Genomic DNA, 24,065 nt, shown 5'->3' with positions numbered 1-24,065 from the left:
ACATCGTTGGGTTTTACAACAACGAGCGGCTGCACTCAAAACTGGGATATCTGCCACCGACCGTTTACGAACGGGCAATGGCGTCGAAACCACCTATCGAGGTGTCCGGAATTAGTTGACCACTACACAATGCTGATCGCTAGTGCCTGTCGCTCCAATCCCAGCAACTCGACAACTGGCTGCATCTAACACTGTGCGGGGAGAGGGAGCGCGCGCGAATGTGGGACGAATGAGCAGCGCGCAATCATGCATGTGGCGTCAGAGGATCCCCCGGCCTAGGTACGTAATTACCTAACCTTTATTGATGTTAAATATTAAATATATTTATTCCTTTAAAAACAGATAGTTACAAATTCCTAACTTTTAACCTAACCCATCGAAGTTAGGTCTCTAGCCCAGCAAATACGGGGCCTGCAGGCGAACACACCCTACTCAAAAAAAACTAACCCTTTTCCCGAGGCGCCAACTAGATCCGGAGGCTCATGCGGGGATATCGGGGTCAGATATCGGGGTCAGACCACGATATCTAACGTACTGGCCTCCCTCCGGTCCCGACACATTCCACACGAAGCACTGTGCAACGCGAGGTGGTGAGAAGCGCACAAGCCCCTCCCACACCCTAGACCCATCCCTGATAAACTGCGCCCCATTCGCCACGTTGACTCAGATTCCCAATGCCCCTACAAACCGCTCCCCTCTGCCGCCGCTTCTCCGTTGCCCCCATGATGGATTGGACGGACCACCATTGCCGGTACTTCCTGCGCCTGCTCTCCAAACACGCGCTGCTCTACACCGAAATGGTCACCACCGGCGCGATCCTGCACGGCGATCACGAGCGCTTCCTGCGTCACAACGAAGCCGAGCACCCGCTTGCGCTGCAATTGGGTGGCAGCGTGCCTGCCGATCTGGCGGCGTGCGCGCGCATGGCCGAGGCTGCGGGGTATGACGAAGTAAACCTGAACGTCGGCTGCCCCAGCGACCGGGTGCAGAACAATATGATCGGCGCAATTCTGATGGCGCACCCTGCCCTGGTAGCCGATTGCGTGAAGGCAATGCGCGATGCGGTGTCGATCCCGGTAACGGTGAAGCACCGCATCGGGATCAACGGACGGGACAGTTATGCCGAGCTGTGTGATTTCGTCGGCCAGGTGAAAGAGGCGGGATGCACCAGTTTTACCGTGCATGCGCGGATTGCGATTCTGGAGGGGTTGTCGCCGAAAGAGAATCGCGACATTCCGCCGTTGCGCTATGACGTAGCGGCGCAGTTGAAACGGGACTTTCCGGAGTTGGAGATTATTCTCAACGGCGGGATCAAGACGTTGGAGCAGTGCCATGAGCATTTACAGACGTTTGATGGCGTGATGCTGGGGCGGGAGGCTTATCACAATCCTTATCTGCTGGCGGAGGTGGATCAGCAGTTGTTTGGCAGTGAAGCGCCGGTGATTAGCCGGGCGCAGGCGTTGGCGCAGTTGCGGCCTTATATCGCTGAGCATTTGGCGACCGGCGGGACGATGCATCACATTACGCGGCATGTGTTGGGGTTGGGCACGGGTTTCCCGGGGGCTCGCAGGTTCAGGCAGTTGCTGTCGGTGGATATTCATAAGGCGAGTGATCCGTTGGCGTTGTTGGATCAGGCCGCAGAGCTGTTGGAAGGACGGTGATGAGGGTGTGTCAGTCGGGGCAGGAGGTGACTGGACTGACGCTTTCGCGAGCAAGCCCTCCCCCACAGTTGGATTAGCTTACCTCTGGTAAATATCGGCGGCTGTGGTGCCGCTATCGCAGGCAAGCCGGCTCCGACATTTTATCGTGGTGTTCATGCGCTACTTCGGTTGAACCTGCTGGCCGTTTTGGCCTCCTATTTAGCAGCCAGACCTGCGATTCAAACGGCTGTTTTCAGGTTGTTGCCCTCGCAAACGATCGAACGCATTTGCGCCCTTGAGTGCCTGCCGGCGCTCGGGTAATGTCATCAGACCCATAGGACAGAGCACGCCCATGACTTCCAAGCTGGAACAACTCAAGCAGTTCACCACCGTCGTAGCCGATACCGGCGATTTTTCTACCCTCGCCAAACTCAAGCCGCAAGACGCCACCACCAACCCTTCCCTGCTGCTCAAGGCCGCTTCGATCCCAGGCTATGCCAAGCTGCTGGATGAGTGCGTCAAGGACTGCAACGGCGACGTGGGCTTGGCCAGCGACCGTTTTGCGGTGGCGGTGGGTCAAGAGATCCTCAAAGTGGTACCGGGCCGCATTTCCACCGAGGTGGATGCCCGTCTGTCGTTCGACACTGACGCCGTACTCAAGCGTGCGCACCGTCTGATCGACCTGTACGACAAAGCCGGCGTTGGCCGCGACCGCGTGCTGATCAAGATCGCTTCAACTTGGGAAGGCATCCGCGCCGCCGAACAGCTGGAAAAAGAAGGCATCCAGACAAACCTGACCCTGCTGTTCTCGTTCGCCCAGGCCGTGGCGTGCGCAGAGGCTGGTGTGTTCCTGATTTCGCCGTTCGTCGGCCGTATCTACGACTGGTACAAGAAGGCCAACGGCAACGACTACACCGGCGCCGAAGACCCAGGCGTGCAGTCGGTGACACGTATCTACAACTACTACAAGGCCAATGGCTACAAGACTGTGGTGATGGGTGCGAGCTTCCGTAACCTGAGCCAGATTGAAGAGTTGGCTGGGTGTGATCGCCTGACCATCAGCCCGGACCTGCTGGAGAAGCTGGCGGCGGATGAGGGCACGCTGGCGCGTAAGCTGTCGCCGGGCCATGCCGGTGAAGCCCGTGTGCATCTGACTGAAGCGCAGTTCCGTTGGGAGTCCAACGAGGATGCGATGGCGACTGAGAAGTTGGCGGAAGGGATTCGTCAGTTTGCGCGAGATCAGGAAAAGCTGGAGGCGCTGTTGACTGCCAAGTTGTAAGGCGGGCAGCTGCAAGAAGGGCGGTACCCTCGCGGGTACCGCCCTTTTTAGTGCCCACGGGCTCAAGCCGGCCTCGGTTCAACTGTGTTTCAGCAGTTGGGGATCAGTGGCGTTCAAGGGCATTCACGAGGTCGTGAAAGGCTTCGCGATTGGACTCGTTGAGGCCCATCAGGATCTTGTGTGCCTCCAGCACCTTCAAACGCACCACTTCCTCGGACTGGTCCTGCGACGGCAGGTCAGTCAGGCATTCCGGGCAGGGGATGGGGCGGTCAACGATGTTGAACACCTGGTCGAAGCCCATGGACTGCAGCAGCCGGGTAATGTCTTCGTGGGTGGTGACGACCGTAGGCAACAGGCCGACCTTCTGCCGAGACAGAATGGACAACTTGGCCAACAGCCCAAGGGTGGTGCTATCGATGCTGCGGGTTTCGGTCAGATCGATCACGATCGCCGAGAAATTCAGTGCTGTGAAGATCCGCTCAATCGTCGCATCCAGCGCCGAACACAAGGTCAGGCGCACTTCACCGACAAATTTCAGGACGAAGGTCCCGTCTTGCTCGGCGAATTGGATTCTTCCGGTACTCATCAAAGATTCCTGCTCAACACCAATAGGGCGATATCATCCGGCATCTCCCCTAGCGTGGCCAATCCAAAAACCTGCCGCAGGCCATCCAGGCTGCCGCCCGCCGACTTGACCTTTTGGGGCAAAGCGGCTTCTTTCTCTTTGAGTGTAGGCTCTGGAAGGAGGTCCAGGATGCCGTCGGACATCAGCGTAAGGCTGAACGTCGGCGGCAGTTCCAGGATGTGGTCTTCGTAGGTGGCTTCATTGAATAAGCCTACGGGCAGACCACGCCCTTCCAGGTAACGCACACTGTCTGGAGTGTATAACACTGGCATCGGCAGGTGACCGCCGATGCTGTAGGTCAAAAGACCGGTTTCTTCGTCAATAACGCCGCCGACCATCGTCACGTGCTTGCCCAGCTTGCAGCTGATCAAGCCCCGGTTGATGTGGCCCAGCACCGCGGAGGGGGTGAACTCCGGCAAGGTGCCATTGCGTTTGGATTCGAACAGCAGCCGTGTGGTCATGAACTTCAACAACACGGTGACAAAAGCCGAGGAAGCACCATGGCCGGAGACGTCGGCCAGGTAGAACGCGACACGCCGCTCATCAACGCGGAAGTAATCGACAAAATCACCCGACAGGTACAGAGAAGGGATGATCTGGTGTGCAAACTGGAATTCGTCGATGGTCCAGGGGCTGACTGGCAGCATGTTCATCTGCACTTGGCGACCGGCGTTCTGGTCTTCCTGAAGCAGGTTAAGGCTGGCTTCGAGTTCGCGGTTGGCGGTTTCGAGCTTTTCACGGTAGCGCTGGTTTTCCACCAGAAGGCGTGCACGATCCAGGGCACGGCGCACCGAGTGCTCCAGCACCGCCAGGTCTTCCAGGGGCTTGATCAGGTAGTCGGCAGCACCCAGGCGCAGGGCTTCGACCGCATCATTCATCACGCCGGCGCCGGACACGACAATCACCGGCGTCTGCGGGGCGAGCTCAGTCACCTGCCGAATCAGCTCGAGGCCGCCCATCTGGGGCATGCGCAGATCGCAGATCACGAGGTCGGGCTGGTCGCGCTCGAATACCTGGAGACCCTGTTGGCCATTACTGGCCTGCAGGACGCTGAAGCCACTGTCTTCCAAATAGGCCGCGAGGCTCGCGCGCACTACTTCGTCGTCATCGATTATCAGCAGCGTGGCACTGGTTTTTTGCATGTGGGCAAACGGCGCCAGAATTAGGTTGGCGTAGGCGGCTCGGCAATGGCCGGGCTCACGTACTGGATTCGCTTTCTAGCCTCTCTGTCCTACAAAGCATTGGGATTTTGCCCATGCACAAAGGTAAAGCAGAGGTGCCCTTCTAAGGCGCAGACGGTACTCCCATCCGACAGGGGTTTCAAGCTCATGCCGATGGTCGCCGGACGTCTTTACACCGCAAATCACCGGGAGTTATAAGAACAGGCACGACCACAACACAAAGTAAGGATGAAACCTATGAGCGAGCATGAGCGCGACTACGCTGAAAAACGCGATTTCATCCGCATGCGTGTGGATGCCGATGTGTCTCTGATCTATGCGGGGCAGGAGATTGCCGGGGTTTGCGTGGACCTTTCCAGCTCTGGTATGCAGGTAAAGGCGACTCGCGAGTTCAACGTCGGCGACCTGCTGACGGTGCGCATCGATTCGGAGCACGCCGCACTGAAAGGACTGGAGGCGGACACCGAGGTGGTGTGGGCCAAAGCCAAAGGGGAAGACCAGCACCTTGGCCTCAAAATCCTGAAGATGCGCTGAAAGACGCGCACAAAAAAGGCGACCGCTGGGGTCGCCTTTTTTCATTTCAAAACGTCACAGCTTAGAAGTCGTCCACAACCTTGCCATCCTTGACCTTGAACTCACGGTTCTGCAGGTAGGCGTTGCGGATGAAGGTGTACTTGTCACCTGTGATCAGTTTTTCGCTGTCGAGCAAACTGGCGCGGGCGTCAACAATGCCCAACCCCATGACACTGTTGCGCAGGGAAACATCATCCATGTAGCGGTACGGCTGCGTGTAGCTGTCCACGTACTTGGACGGCGCATCGCGCAGTGTGCTTGGGCCCAGCAGCGGGATCATCACGTATGGACCGCTGCCAACACCCCAGTAGCCGAGGGTCTGGCCGAAGTCTTCATCGCTGCGCTGCAGCCCCATTTTGGTGCCCACGTCAATAAAGCCGAGCACGCCGAAGGTGGTGTTGACCAGCAAACGGGCAGTGTCGACACCGGCATTGTGAGGCTTGAGCTGCAGCACGTTGTTGGCCAGGTTGCCGACGTCGCCGATGTTGCGGAAGAAGTTGTGGATACCGTCTTCGACAAATTGCGGGGTAATCCACTCATAGCCTTGGGCCAATGGCTTGAGGGCATAGGTATCAACGGTGTCGTTGAAGGTGAAGATGGGGCGGTTGACGCTTTCCCATGGATCATCTTCCGACGCTGCGTGTGCGGCGAACGGGGCCAGCAAGACAGTGGCACACACCGACAGCTGAGCGAAGTAGTGGCTCCAGCGCATAGCTTTTGCTCCTTGAATGGTCTGTCATGGGCGCTATGCCCTGAATAAGGCGTTCAGTATATGACGGAAGTGTCCAATTAGGCAGCTTCCGGGAAGCTGTCGCACGCAAAATGGACAAAATTCCTACAATTAACAATCTTGTCATCGACTTGTCATCTAGCCTCGATAGCGTCAGAGCTATTTCAGGGATGTCGACATGCCTCACGCCGAAATAGCTATCGCCAGTGCTCCCGCCTTGACTGCCGTTTTGTTTGGTTTGAGTGGCTGCCTGGTGGACTTCGGTTCCCGGGCGCGCACCGATTCGACCGCCCCCGATTCCCAAGCCACACCTGGCGCGCTGAAAATCCTGCGCAGCCTCAAGGAACAAGGCGTCCCCTGCGCCTGGCTGGATGAACTCCCTCCCTCTGTCACTGCGCCCCTGGCCGTCACGCTGCCAGACTGGGTCAAGGCGACGCCACCTTCCTCGATCCGCTGGCCGGCGCCGCATGCCTGCTGGCAAGCCTTGATGGCGCTGAACATCGAACGCCTGGGAGGCTGCGTGTTGGTCAGCGGCGAACCGCGCCTATTGCAATCCGGGCTCAATGCCGGGTTGTGGACCATCGCCCTGGCCTCCTGCGGCTCGCTGTGCGGCATGGCACCCGAACAATGGCAAGCGCTGACCGAACAGGAACGCGAACACAAGCGCGGCAAGGCCACCGTCGCCCTGTACGGGTTGGGCGTGCACTCGGTCATTGATCACCTGGGCGAACTCGGCACCTGCCTGGCCGACATCAGCCTGCGCCAGCTCAAAGGCGAAAAGCCCTGACACGGATCATGCACAGTCGCCGCCGGTGGATTAATCTACAGGTCAGCCCGTAGACCTTTCTCGGCGTGCCGCGGTCTATGCCAGTGCCTATCGATAAAAGGAAACATGTCATGCCTGATCGCAAAAAACTGGAAGAACAGGTCGAGATCCTGCGCGGGCAGTTGGAACAGGAACCGCCGCTGTCGGAAGAGAAACGTGAAGCGCTGGAGGCCTTGATTGCCAAGTTTGAATTACAACTCGAACTGGAACCGGCCACCCAGACACCCAGTATTTCTGACGATGTGAATCAAGCTGCTATCGAGTTCGACGCCGAACACCCGGTCATTTCCGGGACTTTGCGCAATATCATGGTCACTTTGGGCAACATCGGGATCTGATTCCTGCCCCAAGCCAAACGCAGAACCCAATGTGGGAGCTGGCTTGCCTGCGATAGCGATCTTTCAGTCATTCTTCAGTCGACTGATACACCGCCATCGCAGGCAAGCCAGCTCCCACATTGGCTTTATATGAAGGCTACTGACGGGCCAGGCGCACGTTCTGGAACGCCACCTCTTCCGTGCTGCGATACGGGTTGATATCCAACCCGCCACGCCGCACGTACCGCGCATACACCGTCAACTTCTCAGGCTTGAGTAAACGCTGCAGGTCGAGAAAAATGCGCTCTACACATTGCTCGTGAAAGTCCGAGTGCTGGCGAAAGCTCACGAGGTATTCCAGCAGACTGGCGTGATCCAGCGCCGAGCCACGGTACTCCACCACCACACTGCCCCAGTCCGGCTGGCTGGTCACCGGGCAGTTGGATTTGAGCAGGTGGCTGTGCACGCTCTCCTCTACGATGCGCGATTCATCGCAACGCAGTAATTCCGGGCGCGGATGCTCGTAGCTGCTGACGTTGATATCCAGCTCATCAATGCACACGCCGGGCAACGCCATCACGCCTTCGGCCTCAATCTCGGCCAGGCTGCGGATGCGCACGCTCACCGGTTTGCCGGCAGCGGCGCTGAGGTCGGTACGCAGAGTCGCCTCAAGGCTGGCCGTATCGGCAAACGCGGTCTGGTTAAACGAGTTGAGGTACAGCTTGAACGACTTTGACTCGATGATGTTCGGCGAGTCGGCCGGGATACTGAATTCACCGATGGCCACCACCGGCTTGCCCGACGGTAGCAGCCAGGACAGTTCGAAGCAGTTCCAGAAATCCACGCCCTTATAAGGCAAGGTCTCGGCACTCAGGCCCAGCTCGGCCCATTTGGCGGCACGCGGGATCGGGAACAGCAAGGAAGGGGTGTAGGTGGAGATGTATTCACTGGACTTGCCCAGCGGCGAATGTTCGGCTGCGGGATGCATGGCGGAAACCTGGCTAAATAAACCGCGCCAGTCTACCAGCCTTTGCGCCTACCCTTAAAAAACACAGCGCCGCCCCACCCCGTAGAAGCTCAGGCAAGCGCCTCACCGGACTCGCTTCAAGACGCCACCTGCGAATTAGTTGACGTTAAGCTTGCCGACCATGCCCGCCTGGTAATGCCCCGGAAGGTTGCAGGCAAACTCCAGGCCCGTGGCCTTAGTAAAAGTCCAGGTCAACTCGGCAGTTTTACCAGGCTCGACCAATACGCTATTGGGGTCATCGTGCTTCATCGCGCCATGGCCCATGGCGCTGTGGTCCATTTCGCCCATACCGGTGGCGGTGAGCATGCCACTGGCCTGCATCTGTAACATTTCCTTCTGGTGCTCGGCATGCATGGCCGCATCACCCAGGTTGAATTCGTGGAGCAACCGGCCCTTGTTGACCAGTACAAAGCGCACCGTCTCACCAGCTTTTACGTCCAGGGACTTTGGCGAAAAGGAAATGTCCTGCAGCGTCACTTCCACGGTGCGCGTGGCTTTGCTCGCAGGGGCTGGCTGGCCGAAGGCATAGGCGTGCGCCGCATCAGCCACCGCATCGAAACTCAACGCCAGCAGGCAACCCGCCAACAACAGGGGTGTACGTAACGCCATGTCTATTCTCCAAAAATGTGTAACGAGCTTGGGCAGCACTCTAAGATGACGTCGCTGCCAGCCAGCTGACTGCTAGATTACAACTTTGTCAGCTTGGCCCCCTGCCCTGGCACCCAAGGTATAAAGCCGTCGTGAACCGTTGCCAAGAGCCGCCCATGAAACTGCTGATCGTCGAAGACCAACCCAAAACCGGCCATTATCTGCGCCAGGGACTGGCCGAGGCGGGCTTTACAACCGAATTGGTGGCCGACGGTACCAGCGGCCAGCACCTGGCACTGACCGGGGACTACGACTTGCTGATCCTCGACGTGATGCTGCCCGGCCGTGATGGCTGGCAAATCCTCCACGCCGTGCGCAGTGCAGGCCTGGACATCCCGGTGCTGTTCCTCACCGCCCGCGACGCGGTGGAAGACCGTGTGCACGGTCTTGAACTGGGCGCAGACGATTACCTGGTCAAACCCTTCGCCTTTTCCGAACTGCTGGCCCGCGTACGCAGCCTGTTGCGCCGTGGCAGCAGCTCGCCTCAGGAAACCGCACTGCACCTGGCCGACCTGCGCCTTGACCTGATCCGCCGCCGCGTCGAACGGGACGGCCAGCGTATCGACCTGACCGCCAAGGAATTCTCCCTGCTGGAATTGCTGCTGCGCCGCCAGGGCGAAGTGCTGCCCAAATCGCTGATCGCCTCCCAGGTCTGGGACATGAACTTCGACAGCGACACCAACATCATCGAAGTCGCGATCCGCCGCTTGCGCCTGAAAGTCGACGATAACTTCCCTACCAAACTGATCCACACCGTACGCGGCATGGGTTACGTGCTGGAGGAGCGCGTCAATTGATCAAGCGCCTGTCCCTGGCCAGCCGCCTGGCGCTGCTGTTTGCCGCCTGCACCGCAGTGGTGTCGTTGATCGCCGGCGTGCTGTTCAACCACGCCAGCGAGGCGCACTTCATTGAGTTGGACCAGCAACAGCTCGACAGCCAACTGGTGGCGCTGCGCAGCACCTTGCAGGGTGTCGATTCGCCAGACGCATTCGCCAGACGTGAAGCGCAACTGCGCGCCGAACTCAATCGCCAACCCGAGCTCAGGCTGCGCATCACCGCCGCCGGCCAGCGCTGGCTGGACGATGCGCCAAGCGTGAACTTGCCAGACGCACCCGGCCTGCACAGCCTGCAAAATGCCGGCACCGACTATCGGGTGTACAACGCGCCGCTGAGGGCAAACCAACCCGACTCACCCCAACTGACGCTGATGCTCGACATCACCCACCACCAACATTTCCTGCAGCGCATGCAGCACCTGATCTGGCTCACCGTCGGCCTGTCGGCCCTGACCACCGCCCTGCTCGGCGCCTGGGCCGCGCGCAGTGGGTTACGGCCGTTGCGACGCATGGGTGAAGTGGCTGCCAGTGTGTCCGCGCACTCCCTGACCCAACGCCTGCCCCAGAAACACATGCCGGTGGAACTGGCCGAGCTGGCCCAGGCCTTCAACGCCATGCTGGGTCGCCTGGACGACGCGTTCCAGCGCCTCTCAGCGTTCTCCGCCGATATCGCCCATGAACTGCGCACGCCACTGTCGAACCTGCTGACCCATACCCAAGTGATCCTGACCCAGCCACGCCCGCTGGAGGATTACCGCGAGGCGCTGCACAGCAACCTGGAAGAGCTGCAATGGATGGCGCAGTTGGTCAACGACATGCTGTACCTGGCCAAAGCGGATCATGGCTTGCTCATGCCCAAGCGCGAGCCTTTGGCGCTGGCAGATGAAGTGGATGCTTTGCTGGAGTTTTTCGCGTTGCTGGCGGAAGACGCCCAAGTCAGCCTGATTCGCGAAGGTACTGCCCATACGCGGGGTGATCGCAGCATGTTGCGCCGGGCCCTGTCGAACTTGCTGGATAACGCGCTGCGGTTTACGCCAGCGGGCGGCGAAGTAAGGGTGCAGATGACGGATGGCGTGAGGTTGACGCTTGAGAACACAGGGGAAGGCATTCCACCCGAGCTGTTACCGAAGTTGTTTGACCGCTTCTATCGGGCTGATCCAGCGCGGCACGAGGGCAGCAGCGAGCACGCGGGGCTGGGGTTGGCGATTACCCAGTCGATTGTGCGGGCGCATGGGGGGAGGATTTTTTGTGAGTCTGAAGTGGGGTTGACGCGGTTTGTGATTGAGTTGCCAACAGTAGATTGATGCAGCTGTGCCGGCCCTTTCGCGAGCAAGCCCGCTCCCACATTCGACCGAGTACATCCTGTGAAATGCGGTCAAAATGTGGGAGCGGGCTTGCTCGCGAAAGCGGTCTTACATCCTACGAATACCTGAGGGCATGCGCCGGCTCTATCTTCGCCGCCCGATACGCCGGATACAGCGTCGCCAAAAAGCTCAACACAAACCCCGCCGCGCAGATCAGCACCACATCCCCGCCTTGCAGCTCCGAAGGCAGGTTGCTGACAAAGTACACATCCGAACTGAAGATGTGCTGCCCGGTGACTCGCTCCACCCAAGCCACCAGCTCACTCACGTTCAGCGCCGCTATCACGCCCAGTACACCGCCAATCAGGGTACCGACGATACCGATCACCGTGCCCTGCACCATGAAGATCGCCATGATCTGCCGTGGCGTGGCGCCGATGGTGCGCAGAATCGCAATGTCTGCGCCTTTGTCGTTCACTACCATGATCAAGGTAGCAATGATGTTGAACGCCGCCACAGCGACGATCATCAGCAACAGCAGGCCGATCATGGTCTTTTCCATTTTCATTGCGCTGAACAGGCTGCCTTGAGTGTGCGTCCAATCATCAGGCTTATAGGCCGCGCCCAGGCTGGCGGCGATATCCGCCGAGACCTTGGGCGCCGCATACAGGTCTTTCACCGCCAGGCGCACGCTTTGCACCTGGTTCGGCTGCCAATGCTGTATCTCGGCCGCGTCGGCCATGTGGATCAAGGCCATCGAACCATCCAGCTCGGCGCCAACCTTGAAGATCCCGACCACGTTCAAGCGCTGCATGCGCGGGGTGATCCCCCCCGGTGCGGTGCTGATTTCCGGCACGATCAGGGTCAGCTTGTCGCCCACATTCAGGCGAAAACGCCGGGCAGTGATTTCGCCGACCACCACGCCGAACTCGCCGGGTTTCAGGTCATCCAGTTTGCCGCGCACGATGTGCTGGGCCACGATCGACACCTTGCCTTCCTGCGCTGGGTCGACGCCGCTGATCTCGATCGGCTGCATCGCGCCCTTGTAGGAAAACATGCCGTCCATCTGCGTGAAAGGTACTGCGGCAGTCACTTCCGGATTCTTCATCGCGGCGGCGGCCACGGGCTGCCAATCGTCAATCGGGTTCACGCCGACGATGGTGGCGTGGGGCACCATGCCGAGGATGCGCGAGCTCATTTCGCGCTGGAAGCCGTTCATCACCGACAGCACCACGATCATCGCCAATACGCCCAAGGCGAGGCCGATCATCGAGGTCATCGAGATAAACGATACAAAACGGTTGCGGCGCTTGGCGCGGGTATAGCGCGTGCCGATGAAAATCGATAACGGTCTGAACATTCGCGTGCACCGCCTGAAAAAATGAAAAAGCCCGGCGCTTAAAGCACCGGGCTTGAAACGGGTCAGATGGCGACCAGATGACCTTCCTGCAGGTGCAACACGCGGTCCATCTGCCGGGCCATGCTCATGTCATGGGTCACCACCAGGAACGCGGTGCGCATCTGGGTGCTCAGTTCCAGCATCAAGTCCTTGATGCCCTGGGCAGTGTGGGAGTCGAGGTTGCCGGTGGGCTCGTCGAGCATCACCAGGCCCGGGTTGTTCACCAGGGCGCGGGCAATCGCCACACGCTGACGCTCGCCGCCGGACAGTTCGGCCGGCTTGTGTTCCAGGCGATGGCCGAGGCCGACGCGTTCCAGCAAGGCCTTGGCGCGCTGGCGGGCTTGCGGGATCGCGGTCTTGCCGATCAACAGCGGCATGCACACGTTTTCCAGGGCGGTGAACTCCGGCAACAGGTGGTGGAACTGGTACACAAAGCCCAAAGAACGGTTGCGCAATTGGCCACGGGCCTTTTCGCCCAGGGCCGACAGTTCTTCACCAGCCAGCCATACGCTGCCCTGGGACGGCGTATCAAGCCCGCCCAGCAGGTTCAGCAAGGTACTTTTGCCGGAGCCCGAACTGCCGACGATCGCTACGCGCTCGCCGGGGTGCAGTTCAAGTTGCAGGTTGGACAACACGACAACCGATTCCGGGCCCTCCTCGTAGGATTTGCCCAGGTTTCGGCAGCTCAGGATTGCTTTTTCACTCATGCCCGATTCACTCATAACGTAAGGCCTGTGCTGGCTGGGTACGTGCCGCGCGCCAGGCTGGATACAGGGTGGCAAGGAAACTCAGGACCAACGCAGCGCCGCCCACCATCAACACGTCCTGGGTTTGCACCTGGGACGGCAAGTAGTCGATGAAGTAGACGTCAGCGTTGAGAAACTTATGGCCGAGCACGTTTTCCAGTGCGGCAATGGCGGCGCTGACATTCAACGCAGCCAGGATCCCGACGGCGGTGCCGATCAAGGTGCCGACCACGCCAATCACCGTGCCTTGCACCATAAAGATCGCCATGATCTGCCCCGGCGTGGCGCCAAGCGTGCGCAGGATGGCGATATCGCCCTTCTTGTCATTCACCACCATCACCAGCGTGGAGATGATATTGAAAGCCGCCACGGCGACGATCAGCAGCAACAGCAGGCCGATCATGGCTTTTTCCATGCGGATGGCCTGGTACAGGTTGCCGTGGGTACGGGTCCAGTCGCGGGCGTAGTATTGGCTCTCACCCAAATGCTGGGCGATTTCCCAGGCACCGCGCGGCGCGTCGAACAGGTCGTTGAACTTCAGGCGCAAGCCCTGCACCTGGTCCGGCTGCCAGCGATGCAGGCGGGCCAGGTCGGTGAGGTTGGTCAGGCCGAGGTAGCCGTCGATCTCGCCGGCACCCACGTGGAAGGTGCCCACCACGGTAAAGCGCTTCATGCGCGGAAACATACCGGCCGGGGTCACAGTGACTTCCGGCGCGACGAAGGTCAGCTTGTCGCCGAGGCCCACGCCGAGCTTGGCCGCAGCCTTGTCGCCGATCACGATGCCGAAGCTGCCCGGCGCCAAGTCATCGAGTTTGCCCTGCAACATGAACTTGTCGATGATCGAGACTTTGCGTTCCTGGGCCGGGTCGATGGCATTGAGCAGGATCTTCTGCACCTTGCCGTCGTTGGTCAGCAACCCCTGCATCTGGGTAAACGGCGCAACGGCCAGTACCTTGGGGTTCTGCTTGACCTTGTCGGCGAGGCTTTGCCAGTCACTGATGGGCGCATCGCCCTCAATAGTCGCGTGGGGCACCATGCCCAGCACGCGGGTGCGCATCTCATGATCGAAGCCGTTCATCACCGAGAGCACCACGATCATCACGACCACGCCCAAGGCGAGCCCGATCATCGAGGTCAGGGAAATGAACGACACAAAATGATTGCGACGCTTTGCACGGGTATAACGCGTGCCGATAAATACGAAGAGAGGTCTGAACATGTCGGGGCTTGTTCGGAGGAAAAGAAGACGTCCCGGTGGCGGGGTCTGGTAAGCAGCTTTACACTCAGACCATTACCGTTACCTGGGGTTCGCCATGTCGACATTAGATGAAGAAGAGCGCCGCGAATACTACCGTATCGACGACATGATCGCACTCCAAATCAAAAGCCTGTCTGCCCCCGAAGCGGCGAGCAAGGAAGTGTTGCTGGATGATTCGCCGCTGTTCAACCTGCTCAGCGAGTTGCACCTGAGTGAATTCGAAGCCCAGCACCTGTTGCGTCAGCTCAGCGAGAAGGATCGCACCCTCGCCGCCTTCCTCCGCGTGCAGAACAAACGCGTGGACCTGCTCAGCCAGATCATGGCGCGCGGCCTGCTGGATGAGGTCGGCGCACCGCAACCGGTGATCATTTCCGAAGGCGGTATCGACTTCCAACACCCCACTCCCCTGGCGACTGGCGCACACCTCGCGGTCAAACTGGTGCTGATGCCCCAGGCGCTCGGCCTGCTGCTGCGCGCGCGCGTCACCCATTGCGATCCCAAAGGCGATGGCTTTGACGTCGGCACGGAATTCGAATCCATGACCGATGCCCAACGCCAACTGCTCGCGCGCTACATCCTGCAGAAACAGGCCCAGGAACGTCGCCTGGCGCGGGAACAAAGCGACGACATCTGAATGTGTATTCACTACGCCAGTCATCCTGGCGCGAAGGAGCAACTGTGACCCTGATCTACGGCCATCGCGGTGCCAAAGGCGAAGCACCGGAAAACACCCTGACCAGCTTTCAGGAGTGCCTCAAGCACGGCGTACGCCGTTGCGAACTGGACTTGCACCTGTCCATGGACGGGGAGCTGATGGTCATGCACGACCCGACCCTAAAACGCACCGCCGACCGGCGTGGCAAGGTCGTCGAGTATTCGGCGGCGGACCTGGTGAAGATGGATGCGCGCAAAGGCGGCCCGGGCTGGATCCAGCCGTGCCCGATCCCGCGCCTGGAGGAGCTGTTCGAAAAGTGCGACTTCGATCACTGGCAACTGGAAGTCAAAAGCGCCTCACGCACCCGCGCCGCCACCACGGTGCTGGCGATCCGCGAGATGGCCGTGCGCTTTGGCCTGATGGACAAAGTCACCGTCACCTCAAGCTCAAGGGAAGTATTGAAAGCAGCGGTTGACCTCACCCCCGACCTGTCACGCGGCCTGGTGGCCGAGTACGCCTGGCTCGACCCGCTGAAGGTCGCGCAAAACTACGGCTGTGAGTATCTGGCGTTGAACTGGACGCTGTGCACCCCTGAACGTCTGGAAAAAGCCCAGCGCCAGGGTTTGCACGTATCCGTGTGGACAGTCAACGAACCTGCGCTGATGCGCAGGCTCGCCGACTTCGGCGTAGATAGCCTGATTACAGACTTTCCCGGTTTGGCCACTGCCACCCTCGGGAATTACTGAAATCGGTCTCCCCGGCCGGCTCAGGCCACCGGCCGGAGCCGCTCAAAAAAGCCGGTTGAGGCCGTCGTAGGCAGCTACCCGATAGGCTTCAGCCATGGTCGGGTAGTTGAACGTGGTGTTGACGAAATACTTGAGGGTATTGAGTTCACCCGGCTGGTTCATGATCGCCTGGCCGATGTGGACGATCTCCGAAGCCTGGTAGCCGAAGCAGTGCACGCCGAGCACTTCCAGGGTTTCACGGTGGAACAGGATCTTCAGCATGCCTTGCGGCTCACCGGCGATCTGCGCACGCGCCATGCTCTTGAAGAACGCCTTGCCCACTTCGTAGGGCACCTTGGCCTTGGTCAGTTCGTGCTCGTTCTTGCCGATCGAGCTGATCTCGGGAATCGTGTAGATCCCGGTCGGCACGTCGTTCACGTAGCGCCAGCTGCCATTGTCGACGATGCTGCCCGCCGCCGAACGGCCTTGGTCATGGGCGGCACTGGCCAGGCTCGGCCAGCCGATCACGTCACCGGCGCCGTAGATGTTGGTCACGCAGGTACGGTAGTTTTCATCGACCTCGATCTGACCACGACTGTTGACCTTGACCCCGATGTTTTCCATGCCGAGCTTGTCAGTGTTGCCGGTACGGCCGTTGCACCACAGCAAGGCGTCGGCCTTGATCTTCTTGCCGGACTTGAGGTGCAGGATCACACCGTTATCCAGGCCTTCGACCCGCTCATACTCTTCGTTATGGCGCACGGTGATGTTGTTGTTGCTGAAGTGGTAGCTCAACGCCTGGGAAATTTCCGAGTCGAGGAAGCTCAGCAACTGGTCACGGTTGTCGACCAGCTCCACCAGCACCCCCAGGCCGCTGAAGATCGAGGCGTATTCACAGCCGATCACGCCGGCACCGTAGATGATCAGTTTGCGCGGGGTGTGGCCCAGGCTCAGGATGGTGTCGCTATCGTAGATACGCGGGTGGTGGAAATCGATATCCGCCGGACGATACGGGCGTGAACCGGTGGCGATGATGATGTGCTTGGCCACTAGCTTCTCGACCACGCCGTTGGGGCAGACCACTTCGACGGTTTGCTCGTCGGCGAAGCTGCCAGTGCCGAAGAACAGGTCGACACGGTTACGGGCGTAGTAGCCCGTACGCGAAGCAACCTGCTTGGAGATGACTTTCTCGGCGCTTTTCAGCACGTCCGGGAACGAGAACCAGCGCGGCTCACCAATGGCCCGGAACATCGGGTTGGTGTTGAACTGCATGATCTGGCGCACCGAGTGACGCAAGGCCTTGGACGGGATGGTGCCCAGGTGGGTGCAGTTACCGCCGACTTGGCGACGGCTATCGACCATCGCCACCTTGCGCCCGGCCTTCGCGGCGTTCATCGCCGCACCTTCTCCAGCTGGGCCGGAACCCAGTACCACCACGTCGTAGTTGTAGACAGCCATGCGTACTCCTCAGAACAGGCCAGGCGTACGGTTGGACGCCGGGCTAAATCATGCCGCGGCCAGCGGTCATGAAGGACAATTTGGCTCAAGTGTGTGAACCGGGGCACAGTCTATATAAGGCGTAACGCCGCGCACATTAACCCTTGGTCGCGTCGTAGGCCAGTATTGCCTTTACTACACAGCGCAGATTATCCCTGAACCCTGCCGCTGCCGGAAAATGAATTACCCTGTAGTCACGCATCTTTTCGGGACGGGCCATTATGCGGCATATAGTTTTCTGTTTATTACTGATGCTGTCGATCACAGCACACGCCAATGAGGCGGAACGGCTAAAGCAGGCCAACTTCCCGGCACAGTCACAGGAACTGCCCCTGAAAAACCAGGCTGTGCTCACCTACCTCTGGGCCGACGTGTACGCGGCCGCGCTGTATACCCCTTCGGAATTGAGCGCCAAACAGGCCTGGGAGCAGAAAAAGGCGCTGCGCCTGACGCTGTATTACTTTCGCGACATCGACCGCAATGACGTGATCAAGGCGGCCAATACGACCCTGGAACGCCAACAAGCAAGCGCGAGCTTGAAGCCTGAGCTGGAAAAACTGCATGCCCGCTTTCGTGACATTCAAGCCGGTGATCGATATGCCCTGGATTATCGACCAGGGCGTGGCTTGAACCTAGAGATCAATGGGCAAGTGCTGTTCAGCAGTCGCGATGACGCGCTGGCGAGGGCCTACCTGGGGATCTGGTTGGCGCCCAAGGGGTTGTCCGAGGAGTTGCGCAACAAATTGCTGAATTGAGGATTTGCGCCGACTGAACTGCCGCCTTCGCGAGCAAGTCGAATCGCCGCACCGCCGCGCCCACATTTTGACCGCGTTTTTTCAGGGAGTACACGGTCCAAATGCGGGACCTGGCTTGCCTACGAAGCGGCCCCACAGACAACACAAAACCCCCAGCCATGAAAAAGCCCCGAACCAGTCGGGGCTTTTTCACTTACCGCTAATGCTTAGCGTGGAAACGCAGGCGGGTTGACCCCAGCCATGTCTTCCATCACGCGAACCACTTGGCAGCTGTAACCGAACTCGTTGTCGTACCAGACATACAGTACAACGCGGTTGTCCTGGGTAATGGTCGCCTCAGCGTCCACCACTCCGGCGTGGCGCGAGCCAACGAAGTCAGTGGAGACCACTTCCTGCGAGTTGACGTAGTCGATTTGCTTGTGCAGGTCGGAGTGCAGCGCCATGTAGCGCAGGTACTCGTTCATCTCTTCACGGGTAGCGGCTTTCTCAAGGTTCAGATTGAGAATCGCCATCGACACGTTCGGCGTCGGCACACGGATCGCGTTACCGGTCAGCTTGCCGGCCAGCTCAGGCAGGGCCTTGGCAGCAGCAGTGGCAGCACCGGTCTCGGTGATCACCATGTTCAACGCGGCGCTGCGGCCACGGCGATCGCCCTTGTGGAAGTTGTCGATCAGGTTCTGGTCGTTGGTGTACGAGTGAACCGTCTCAACGTGGCCATTGACGATACCGAACTTGTCATTCACCGCCTTCAGCACCGGCACGATGGCGTTGGTGGTGCAGGAAGCGGCGGACACGATCTTGTCGTCAGCCGTGATTTCAGCGTGGTTGATGCCGTGCACGATGTTCTTCAGCTTGCCCTTGCCAGGCGCGGTCAGGACAACGCGGTCGATACCTGGGCAGGCCAGGTGCTGGCCCAGGCCTTCGGCGTCACGCCATACGCCGGTGTTGTCCACCAGAAGAGCGTCCTTGATGCCGTACTGGGTGTAATCCACCTCGGACGGGTTCTTCGCGTAGATCACCTGGATCAGGTTACCGTTGGCGGTGATGGTGTTGTTTTCTTCGTCGATGGTGATGGTGCCGTTGAACGAACCGTGTACCGAATCGCGGCGCAGCAGGCTGGCGCGTTTGGTCAGGTCGTTCTCGGCGCCTTTGCGCACCACGATGGCCCGCAGGCGCAGGCCGTCGCCACCACCGGTTTTTTCGATCAGGATGCGCGCCAACAGGCGGCCGATACGACCAAAGCCGTACAGCACAACGTCGGTGCCTTTGCGGGCTGCGGCGCTCTGCTGGCCAACCACATCGGCCATTTCTTCACGCACGAACTGCTCGGCGCTGCGGCCTGCGCCTTCTTTGCGGAATTTATAGGCCAGCTTGCCCAGGTCTACCGAAGCCGCGCCGAGCTTGAGCTCGCTCATGGCTTTGAGCAGTGGGAATGTTTCGTGGACGGAGAGTTCGCTGTCGTCGGCGGAACGGTGACGCGCAAAGCGGTGAGCTTTGAGAATCGCGATGACAGACTGGTTGATCAGGCTGCGGCCATAGATCGAGCTCACCACATTGTTATTGCGGTACAGCTGACCGATAAGCGGGATCATCGCTTCTGCGAGTGCTTCACGGTCGATCCATTCACCAAGACACTGGTCGGGCTTCTGAGTCACGGGAACCTTCCACATGTAGGGGCTGAAAAAAGGGGCTACATTATGCCGCCCGACTGCCCTTGGAGCAATGCGCGTCCTACAACAAAAAAGCTTTGCGCAAAAAAGCCACCCCGCTGGAGCCCAGTAAATACGCGGGTTACAGAAGACCTCTCTTTGGGCAACAACGCCGACTTGTCCGTAACCCTCCAAAACAATCGCGTATTTCGGCACTACATATTGAGTCAAAACACGCCATTATTTGTCTTAGCCACTACATTTCCTACAAACCGTAATAGGCTCAGTCAGAAACTGACAGGCGGCACCTCTGGCCGTTACAATTACCGACTTTGTCGCAACGCTTGGAGCTCAACCTTCCGTGCCCGTTCTGCGTCTACCGCTTCTCCCTGCCGCGGCAGGTAAACAGCACTGGGGCAACCTGCCCGGTGCCGCCCTTAGCCTGGCCATCGCCGAGGCTGCCAGCGCAGCCAAGCGCTTTACCCTGCTGCTCACCGCCGACAGCCAAAGTGCCGAACGGTTGGAGCAGGAGCTGAGCTTCTTCGCCCCTGATTTGCCGGTGCTGCATTTTCCCGATTGGGAAACCCTGCCCTACGACCTGTTCTCGCCGCATCAGGACATCATCTCGCAGCGCATCGCCAGCCTGTACCGCTTGCCGGAACTGGCCCACGGTGTGCTGGTGGTGCCGATCACCACGGCACTGCATCGCCTGGCACCGACCAAGTTCCTGCTGGGCAGCAGCCTGGTCCTGGATATCGGCCAGAAGCTCGATGTGGAACAGATGCGCACGCGCCTGGAGGCCAGCGGCTACCGCTGCGTCGACACGGTGTACGAGCACGGTGAATTTGCGGTGCGCGGTGCGCTGATCGACCTGTTCCCGATGGGCAGTAAACTGCCCTATCGCATCGACCTGTTCGATGACGAAATCGAGACCCTGCGCACCTTCGATCCGGAAAACCAGCGTTCCATCGACAAAGTCGACTCGATCAAGCTGCTGCCGGCCCGGGAATTCCCGCTGCAAAAAGACGCGGTCACGCGCTTCAAGGCGCGCTTCCGTGAGCGTTTCGACGTCGACTTCCGTCGTTGCCCGATCTTTCAGGACTTGAGCAGCGGGATTACACCTGCGGGGATCGAGTACTACCTGCCGCTGTTCTTCGACGAAACGTCTACCTTGTTCGATTACTTGCCCCAGGACACGCAAGTATTCTCGCTGCCGGGTATCGAGCAGGCGGCAGAAAACTTCTGGAACGACGTGCGTAACCGCTATGAAGAGCGCCGCGTTGATCCGTCCCGGCCTTTATTGCCGCCCGCCGAGCTGTTCCTGCCGGTAGAAGATTGCTTCGCGCGCTTGAAAAACTGGCCACGCGTAGTTGCCAGCCAACAAGATGTGGACGCGGGTAGTGGCCGCGAGCGCTTCCCGGCGGGGACACTGCCGGATCTGGCGATCCAGGCTAAAGCCACACAACCGCTGGAAGCGCTGTCCAACTTCCTGGGCGACTTCCCTGGCCGAGTGCTGTTTACCGCTGAGTCCGCCGGGCGTCGAGAAGTCCTGCTGGAGCTGCTGGAACGCCTGAAGCTGCGACCGAAAACCGTCGACAGCTGGCCGGACTTTGTAAAAAGCAAAGAACGCCTGGCGATCACCATCGCACCGCTGGACGAAGGCCTGTTGCTGGACGACCCGGCCTTGGCGCTGATCGCCGAGAGCCCGCTGTTCGGCCAGCGCGTGATGCAACGTCGACGCCGCGAAAAACGCGCCGACGCCAACAACGACGCGGTGATCAAAAACCTCACCGAGCTGCGCGAAGGCGCGCCGGTGGTGCATATCGACCACGGCGTTGGCCGCTACCTCGGCCTGCAAACCCTGGAAATCGACAACCAGGCCGCCGAATTCCTCACCATGGAATACGCCGAGGGCGCCAAGCTCTACGTGCCGGTGGCCAGCCTGCACCTGATCGCCCGCTACACCGGCAGCGACGACGCCCTGGCGCCGTTGCATCGCCTGGGTTCCGAGACCTGGCAGAAGGCCAAGCGCAAGGCCGCCGAACAAGTCCGCGACGTCGCCGCCGAACTGCTCGACATCTATGCCCGCCGCGCAGCGCGCGAAGGTTACGCGTTCGCCGACCCGAAAGCCGACTACGCCACCTTCAGCGCCGGCTTTGCTTTCGAAGAAACCCCGGACCAGCAAACCACCATCGAAGCGGTGCGCGCCGACATGCTCGCGCCCAAGCCGATGGACCGCCTGGTGTGTGGCGACGTGGGCTTCGGCAAGACCGAAGTGGCGATGCGCGCCGCCTTCATCGCCGTGCACGGCGGCCGCCAGGTAGCGATCCTGGTGCCGACCACCCTGCTCGCCCAGCAGCACTACAACAGCTTCCGCGATCGCTTTGCCGACTGGCCGGTGACCGTGGAAGTGATGAGCCGCTTCAAGTCGGCCAAGGAAGTGAACGCCGCCATCGCTGACCTGGCGGAAGGCAAGATCGACATCGTGATCGGCACCCACAAGCTGTTGTCGGACGATGTGAAGATCAAGAACCTCGGCCTGGTGATCATCGACGAAGAACACCGTTTTGGGGTGCGTCAGAAGGAACAACTCAAGGCGCTGCGCAGCGAAGTCGACATCCTCACCCTCACCGCCACGCCGATTCCGCGCACGCTGAACATGGCGGTGTCGGGCATGCGCGACCTGTCGATCATCGCCACGCCACCGGCGCGGCGCTTGTCGGTACGCACCTTTGTGATGGAGCAGAACAAAAGCACGGTCAAGGAAGCGCTGCTACGGGAATTGCTGCGCGGCGGGCAGGTTTACTACTTGCACAACGATGTGAAGACCATCGAGAAATGTGCTGCCGACCTCGCCGAATTGGTACCGGAAGCGCGCATCGCCATCGGCCACGGGCAGATGCGCGAACGCGAACTCGAACAGGTGATGAGCGACTTCTACCACAAGCGCTTCAACGTGCTGATCGCCTCGACCATCATCGAGACCGGTATCGACGTGCCGAGCGCTAACACCATCATCATCGAGCGCGCCGACAAATTCGGCCTGGCGCAGCTGCACCAGCTGCGCGGCCGGGTGGGTCGCAGTCACCACCAGGCGTATGCCTATTTGCTCACGCCGCCGCGCCAGCAAATCACTTCCGACGCGGAAAAGCGCCTGGAAGCCATCGCCAACACTCAGGACCTGGGCGCCGGTTTTGTACTGGCCACCAACGACCTGGAAATCCGTGGCGCCGGCGAGCTGCTGGGCGACGGCCAGAGCGGGCAGATCCAGGCGGTGGGTTTCACCCTGTATATGGAGATGCTTGAACGCGCGGTGAAAGCCATCCGCAAAGGCGAGCAACCGAACCTCGATCAACCCTTGGGCGGCGGTCCGGAAATCAACCTGCGCTTGCCGGCGTTGATTCCCGAAGACTACCTGCCGGACGTGCATGCGCGGTTGATCCTGTACAAACGCATCGCCTCGGCCACCGACGAAGAAGGCCTCAAGGACCTGCAGGTGGAGATGATCGACCGCTTCGGCCTGCTGCCGGAACCGACCAAGAACCTGGTGCGCCTGACCTTGCTCAAATTGCAGGCCGAGCAGTTGGGCATCAAGAAAGTCGACGCCGGGCCGCAGGGAGGGCGCATCGAATTTGAAGCACAGACCCCGGTGGACCCATTGGTGCTGATCAAGCTGATCCAGGGCCAGCCGAACCGCTACAAGTTCGAAGGGGCTACGCTGTTCAAGTTCATGGTGCCGATGGAACGCGCTGAAGAACGCTTTAATACACTGGAGGCGTTGTTCGAGCGCCTCATCCCGAAATCTGCTTGAAGGACGCCCCAATGCGCCTGTTCCGCATTTTGAGCTTGTTGTTGGTGGCAGTGGCACCTGCGGCGTTTGCCGATAGCCCGTACCTGGTGGAAATGATCCTGGTGCGCCAGAACGCAGAGCCGCCGCTCAACAGCCGCGCCGCCCCGGAAAACTGGGATGCCGGGGCGGCCCGCCTGGGCGATAAACTGAGCCCGCCGCGCTTGTCCAACATTGTCGATAAGCTGCGCGCCGACTCCTCCTACACGGTGCTGCTACACAAGGCGTGGGAACAGAACCTGGGGGAGCAGCCGGTCAACGTCGCCATCTCCGACGGCCAGGAGCAGTTTGGTCAGTTTCCTATCGAAGGCGTATTGAGCCTGCAACTGGGCCGATTTACCGATATCGATACGAACTTCTGGATCAACCAGTTCGACAGCAACGGCAGTGTGATCGCCAGCGAACACTTGAGCCAGACCGACGTGCGCACCAAGAACAACCAACTCAACTACCTGGATGGCGGCCACCTGGCGCTTCTGATCAAGATCACCTCGCTCACCGCCAAGCCACCCAGCGCGCCACCGCCTGACATTCAGGACTGATCCAGC

General features: G+C 59.9%; 22 protein-coding genes. 12 read left to right on the top strand and 10 right to left on the bottom strand.

What is annotated here, in order from left to right; all coding sequences use genetic code 11:
- Window positions 1–674: 674 nt before the first annotated feature.
- Window positions 675–1,661 (top strand): tRNA dihydrouridine(20/20a) synthase DusA, encoded by a 987-nt coding sequence (dusA, locus tag AACY52_RS17140; RefSeq protein WP_339438681.1) that lies wholly within the window; start codon window positions 675–677, stop codon window positions 1,659–1,661.
- A 331-nt stretch (window positions 1,662–1,992) separates the two neighbouring features.
- Complete coding sequence (gene tal, locus AACY52_RS17135) at window positions 1,993–2,919, top strand: transaldolase (protein WP_339414851.1); 927 nt, start codon at window positions 1,993–1,995, stop codon at window positions 2,917–2,919.
- Window positions 2,920–3,022: 103 nt separating this feature from the next.
- Here the strand turns inward: tal and rssC are convergent, their stop codons facing one another.
- Entirely contained in the window at window positions 3,023–3,505 is a 483-nt protein-coding gene (rssC, locus tag AACY52_RS17130) for an anti-sigma factor antagonist RssC (RefSeq protein WP_029293846.1), read from the bottom strand.
- A complete protein-coding gene (gene rssB, locus AACY52_RS17125) occupies window positions 3,505–4,686 on the bottom strand; it encodes a two-component system response regulator RssB (protein ID WP_339414852.1) in 1,182 nt (393 codons plus the stop codon). Before rssB ends, rssC begins: the two co-directional genes overlap by 1 nt.
- A gap of 276 nt (window positions 4,687–4,962) precedes the next feature.
- Between rssB and AACY52_RS17120 the strand changes: the two genes are divergently transcribed.
- Window positions 4,963–5,259, top strand: a complete 297-nt coding sequence (locus tag AACY52_RS17120) for a PilZ domain-containing protein (protein WP_339438685.1) — start codon at window positions 4,963–4,965, stop codon at window positions 5,257–5,259.
- 61 nt (window positions 5,260–5,320) lie between these two features.
- Here the strand turns inward: AACY52_RS17120 and AACY52_RS17115 are convergent, their stop codons facing one another.
- Window positions 5,321–6,010, bottom strand: coding sequence for a VacJ family lipoprotein (locus AACY52_RS17115; RefSeq protein WP_049709410.1), 690 nt, complete (start codon window positions 6,008–6,010; stop codon window positions 5,321–5,323).
- Window positions 6,011–6,206: 196 nt separating this feature from the next.
- Between AACY52_RS17115 and AACY52_RS17110 the strand changes: the two genes are divergently transcribed.
- Complete coding sequence (locus AACY52_RS17110) at window positions 6,207–6,815, top strand: HAD family phosphatase (protein WP_339438686.1); 609 nt, start codon at window positions 6,207–6,209, stop codon at window positions 6,813–6,815.
- Window positions 6,816–6,925: 110 nt separating this feature from the next.
- Complete coding sequence (locus AACY52_RS17105) at window positions 6,926–7,192, top strand: DUF4404 family protein (RefSeq protein ID WP_339414855.1); 267 nt, start codon at window positions 6,926–6,928, stop codon at window positions 7,190–7,192.
- Window positions 7,193–7,328: 136 nt separating this feature from the next.
- Here the strand turns inward: AACY52_RS17105 and queF are convergent, their stop codons facing one another.
- A complete protein-coding gene (gene queF / locus AACY52_RS17100; protein ID WP_339414856.1) occupies window positions 7,329–8,159 on the bottom strand; it encodes an NADPH-dependent 7-cyano-7-deazaguanine reductase QueF in 831 nt (276 codons plus the stop codon).
- A gap of 135 nt (window positions 8,160–8,294) precedes the next feature.
- Complete coding sequence (locus tag AACY52_RS17095; RefSeq protein ID WP_339414857.1) at window positions 8,295–8,807, bottom strand: cupredoxin family protein; 513 nt, start codon at window positions 8,805–8,807, stop codon at window positions 8,295–8,297.
- Between the two features lie 155 nt (window positions 8,808–8,962).
- On the opposite strand from AACY52_RS17095, the gene AACY52_RS17090 reads away from it, so the two are divergent.
- On the top strand, window positions 8,963–9,643 hold the full coding sequence (locus AACY52_RS17090; RefSeq protein WP_339414858.1) for a heavy metal response regulator transcription factor: 681 nt from the start codon (window positions 8,963–8,965) through the stop codon (window positions 9,641–9,643).
- Window positions 9,640–10,986 carry a heavy metal sensor histidine kinase gene (locus AACY52_RS17085; protein ID WP_339414859.1) on the top strand — a complete coding sequence of 449 codons (1,347 nt, stop codon included), beginning with the start codon at window positions 9,640–9,642 and terminating at the stop codon, window positions 10,984–10,986. The genes AACY52_RS17090 and AACY52_RS17085 overlap by 4 nt, the downstream gene beginning before the upstream one ends.
- Before the next feature lie 115 nt (window positions 10,987–11,101).
- Here AACY52_RS17085 and AACY52_RS17080 read toward each other — a convergent pair whose 3' ends face one another.
- The 3 genes from AACY52_RS17080 to AACY52_RS17070 all read right to left on the bottom strand — a co-directional run bounded on the left by AACY52_RS17080 (window position 11,102) and on the right by AACY52_RS17070 (window position 14,350).
- A complete protein-coding gene (locus tag AACY52_RS17080) occupies window positions 11,102–12,346 on the bottom strand; it encodes a lipoprotein-releasing ABC transporter permease subunit (RefSeq protein ID WP_339414860.1) in 1,245 nt (414 codons plus the stop codon).
- Between the two features lie 62 nt (window positions 12,347–12,408).
- Window positions 12,409–13,092 carry a lipoprotein-releasing ABC transporter ATP-binding protein LolD gene (gene lolD / locus AACY52_RS17075; RefSeq protein ID WP_164487915.1) on the bottom strand — a complete coding sequence of 228 codons (684 nt, stop codon included), beginning with the start codon at window positions 13,090–13,092 and terminating at the stop codon, window positions 12,409–12,411.
- Between the two features lie 7 nt (window positions 13,093–13,099).
- A complete protein-coding gene (locus AACY52_RS17070) occupies window positions 13,100–14,350 on the bottom strand; it encodes a lipoprotein-releasing ABC transporter permease subunit (protein WP_339414861.1) in 1,251 nt (416 codons plus the stop codon).
- 94 nt (window positions 14,351–14,444) lie between these two features.
- On the opposite strand from AACY52_RS17070, the gene AACY52_RS17065 reads away from it, so the two are divergent.
- Both AACY52_RS17065 and AACY52_RS17060 read left to right on the top strand, forming a co-directional pair.
- Window positions 14,445–15,023 carry a PilZ domain-containing protein gene (locus AACY52_RS17065; protein ID WP_065889487.1) on the top strand — a complete coding sequence of 193 codons (579 nt, stop codon included), beginning with the start codon at window positions 14,445–14,447 and terminating at the stop codon, window positions 15,021–15,023.
- Between the two features lie 44 nt (window positions 15,024–15,067).
- A complete protein-coding gene (locus AACY52_RS17060; RefSeq protein ID WP_339414862.1) occupies window positions 15,068–15,790 on the top strand; it encodes a glycerophosphodiester phosphodiesterase in 723 nt (240 codons plus the stop codon).
- Window positions 15,791–15,832: 42 nt separating this feature from the next.
- On the opposite strand, the gene sthA is transcribed toward AACY52_RS17060, so the two are convergent.
- Entirely contained in the window at window positions 15,833–17,227 is a 1,395-nt protein-coding gene (gene sthA, locus AACY52_RS17055) for a Si-specific NAD(P)(+) transhydrogenase (RefSeq protein WP_049709420.1), read from the bottom strand.
- Between the two features lie 260 nt (window positions 17,228–17,487).
- Between sthA and AACY52_RS17050 the strand changes: the two genes are divergently transcribed.
- A complete protein-coding gene (locus AACY52_RS17050; RefSeq protein ID WP_339414863.1) occupies window positions 17,488–18,021 on the top strand; it encodes a chalcone isomerase family protein in 534 nt (177 codons plus the stop codon).
- Between the two features lie 206 nt (window positions 18,022–18,227).
- Here AACY52_RS17050 and AACY52_RS17045 read toward each other — a convergent pair whose 3' ends face one another.
- Window positions 18,228–19,691, bottom strand: a complete 1,464-nt coding sequence (locus AACY52_RS17045) for a glyceraldehyde-3-phosphate dehydrogenase (RefSeq protein ID WP_339414864.1) — start codon at window positions 19,689–19,691, stop codon at window positions 18,228–18,230.
- Between the two features lie 340 nt (window positions 19,692–20,031).
- On the opposite strand from AACY52_RS17045, the gene mfd reads away from it, so the two are divergent.
- Both mfd and AACY52_RS17035 read left to right on the top strand, forming a co-directional pair.
- Entirely contained in the window at window positions 20,032–23,481 is a 3,450-nt protein-coding gene (gene mfd, locus AACY52_RS17040) for a transcription-repair coupling factor (protein WP_339414865.1), read from the top strand.
- 11 nt (window positions 23,482–23,492) lie between these two features.
- Window positions 23,493–24,059: a CsiV family protein gene (locus tag AACY52_RS17035; protein ID WP_339414866.1), complete on the top strand. Its 567-nt coding sequence runs from the start codon at window positions 23,493–23,495 to the stop codon at window positions 24,057–24,059.
- Window positions 24,060–24,065 lie beyond the last annotated feature (6 nt).

This window comes from Pseudomonas sp. EA_65y_Pfl1_P113 (genome assembly GCF_963970525.1).
Taxonomy (GTDB): Bacteria; Pseudomonadota; Gammaproteobacteria; order Pseudomonadales; family Pseudomonadaceae; genus Aquipseudomonas; species Aquipseudomonas tritici.
This window is presented reverse-complemented; position numbering and strand designations above follow the sequence as displayed.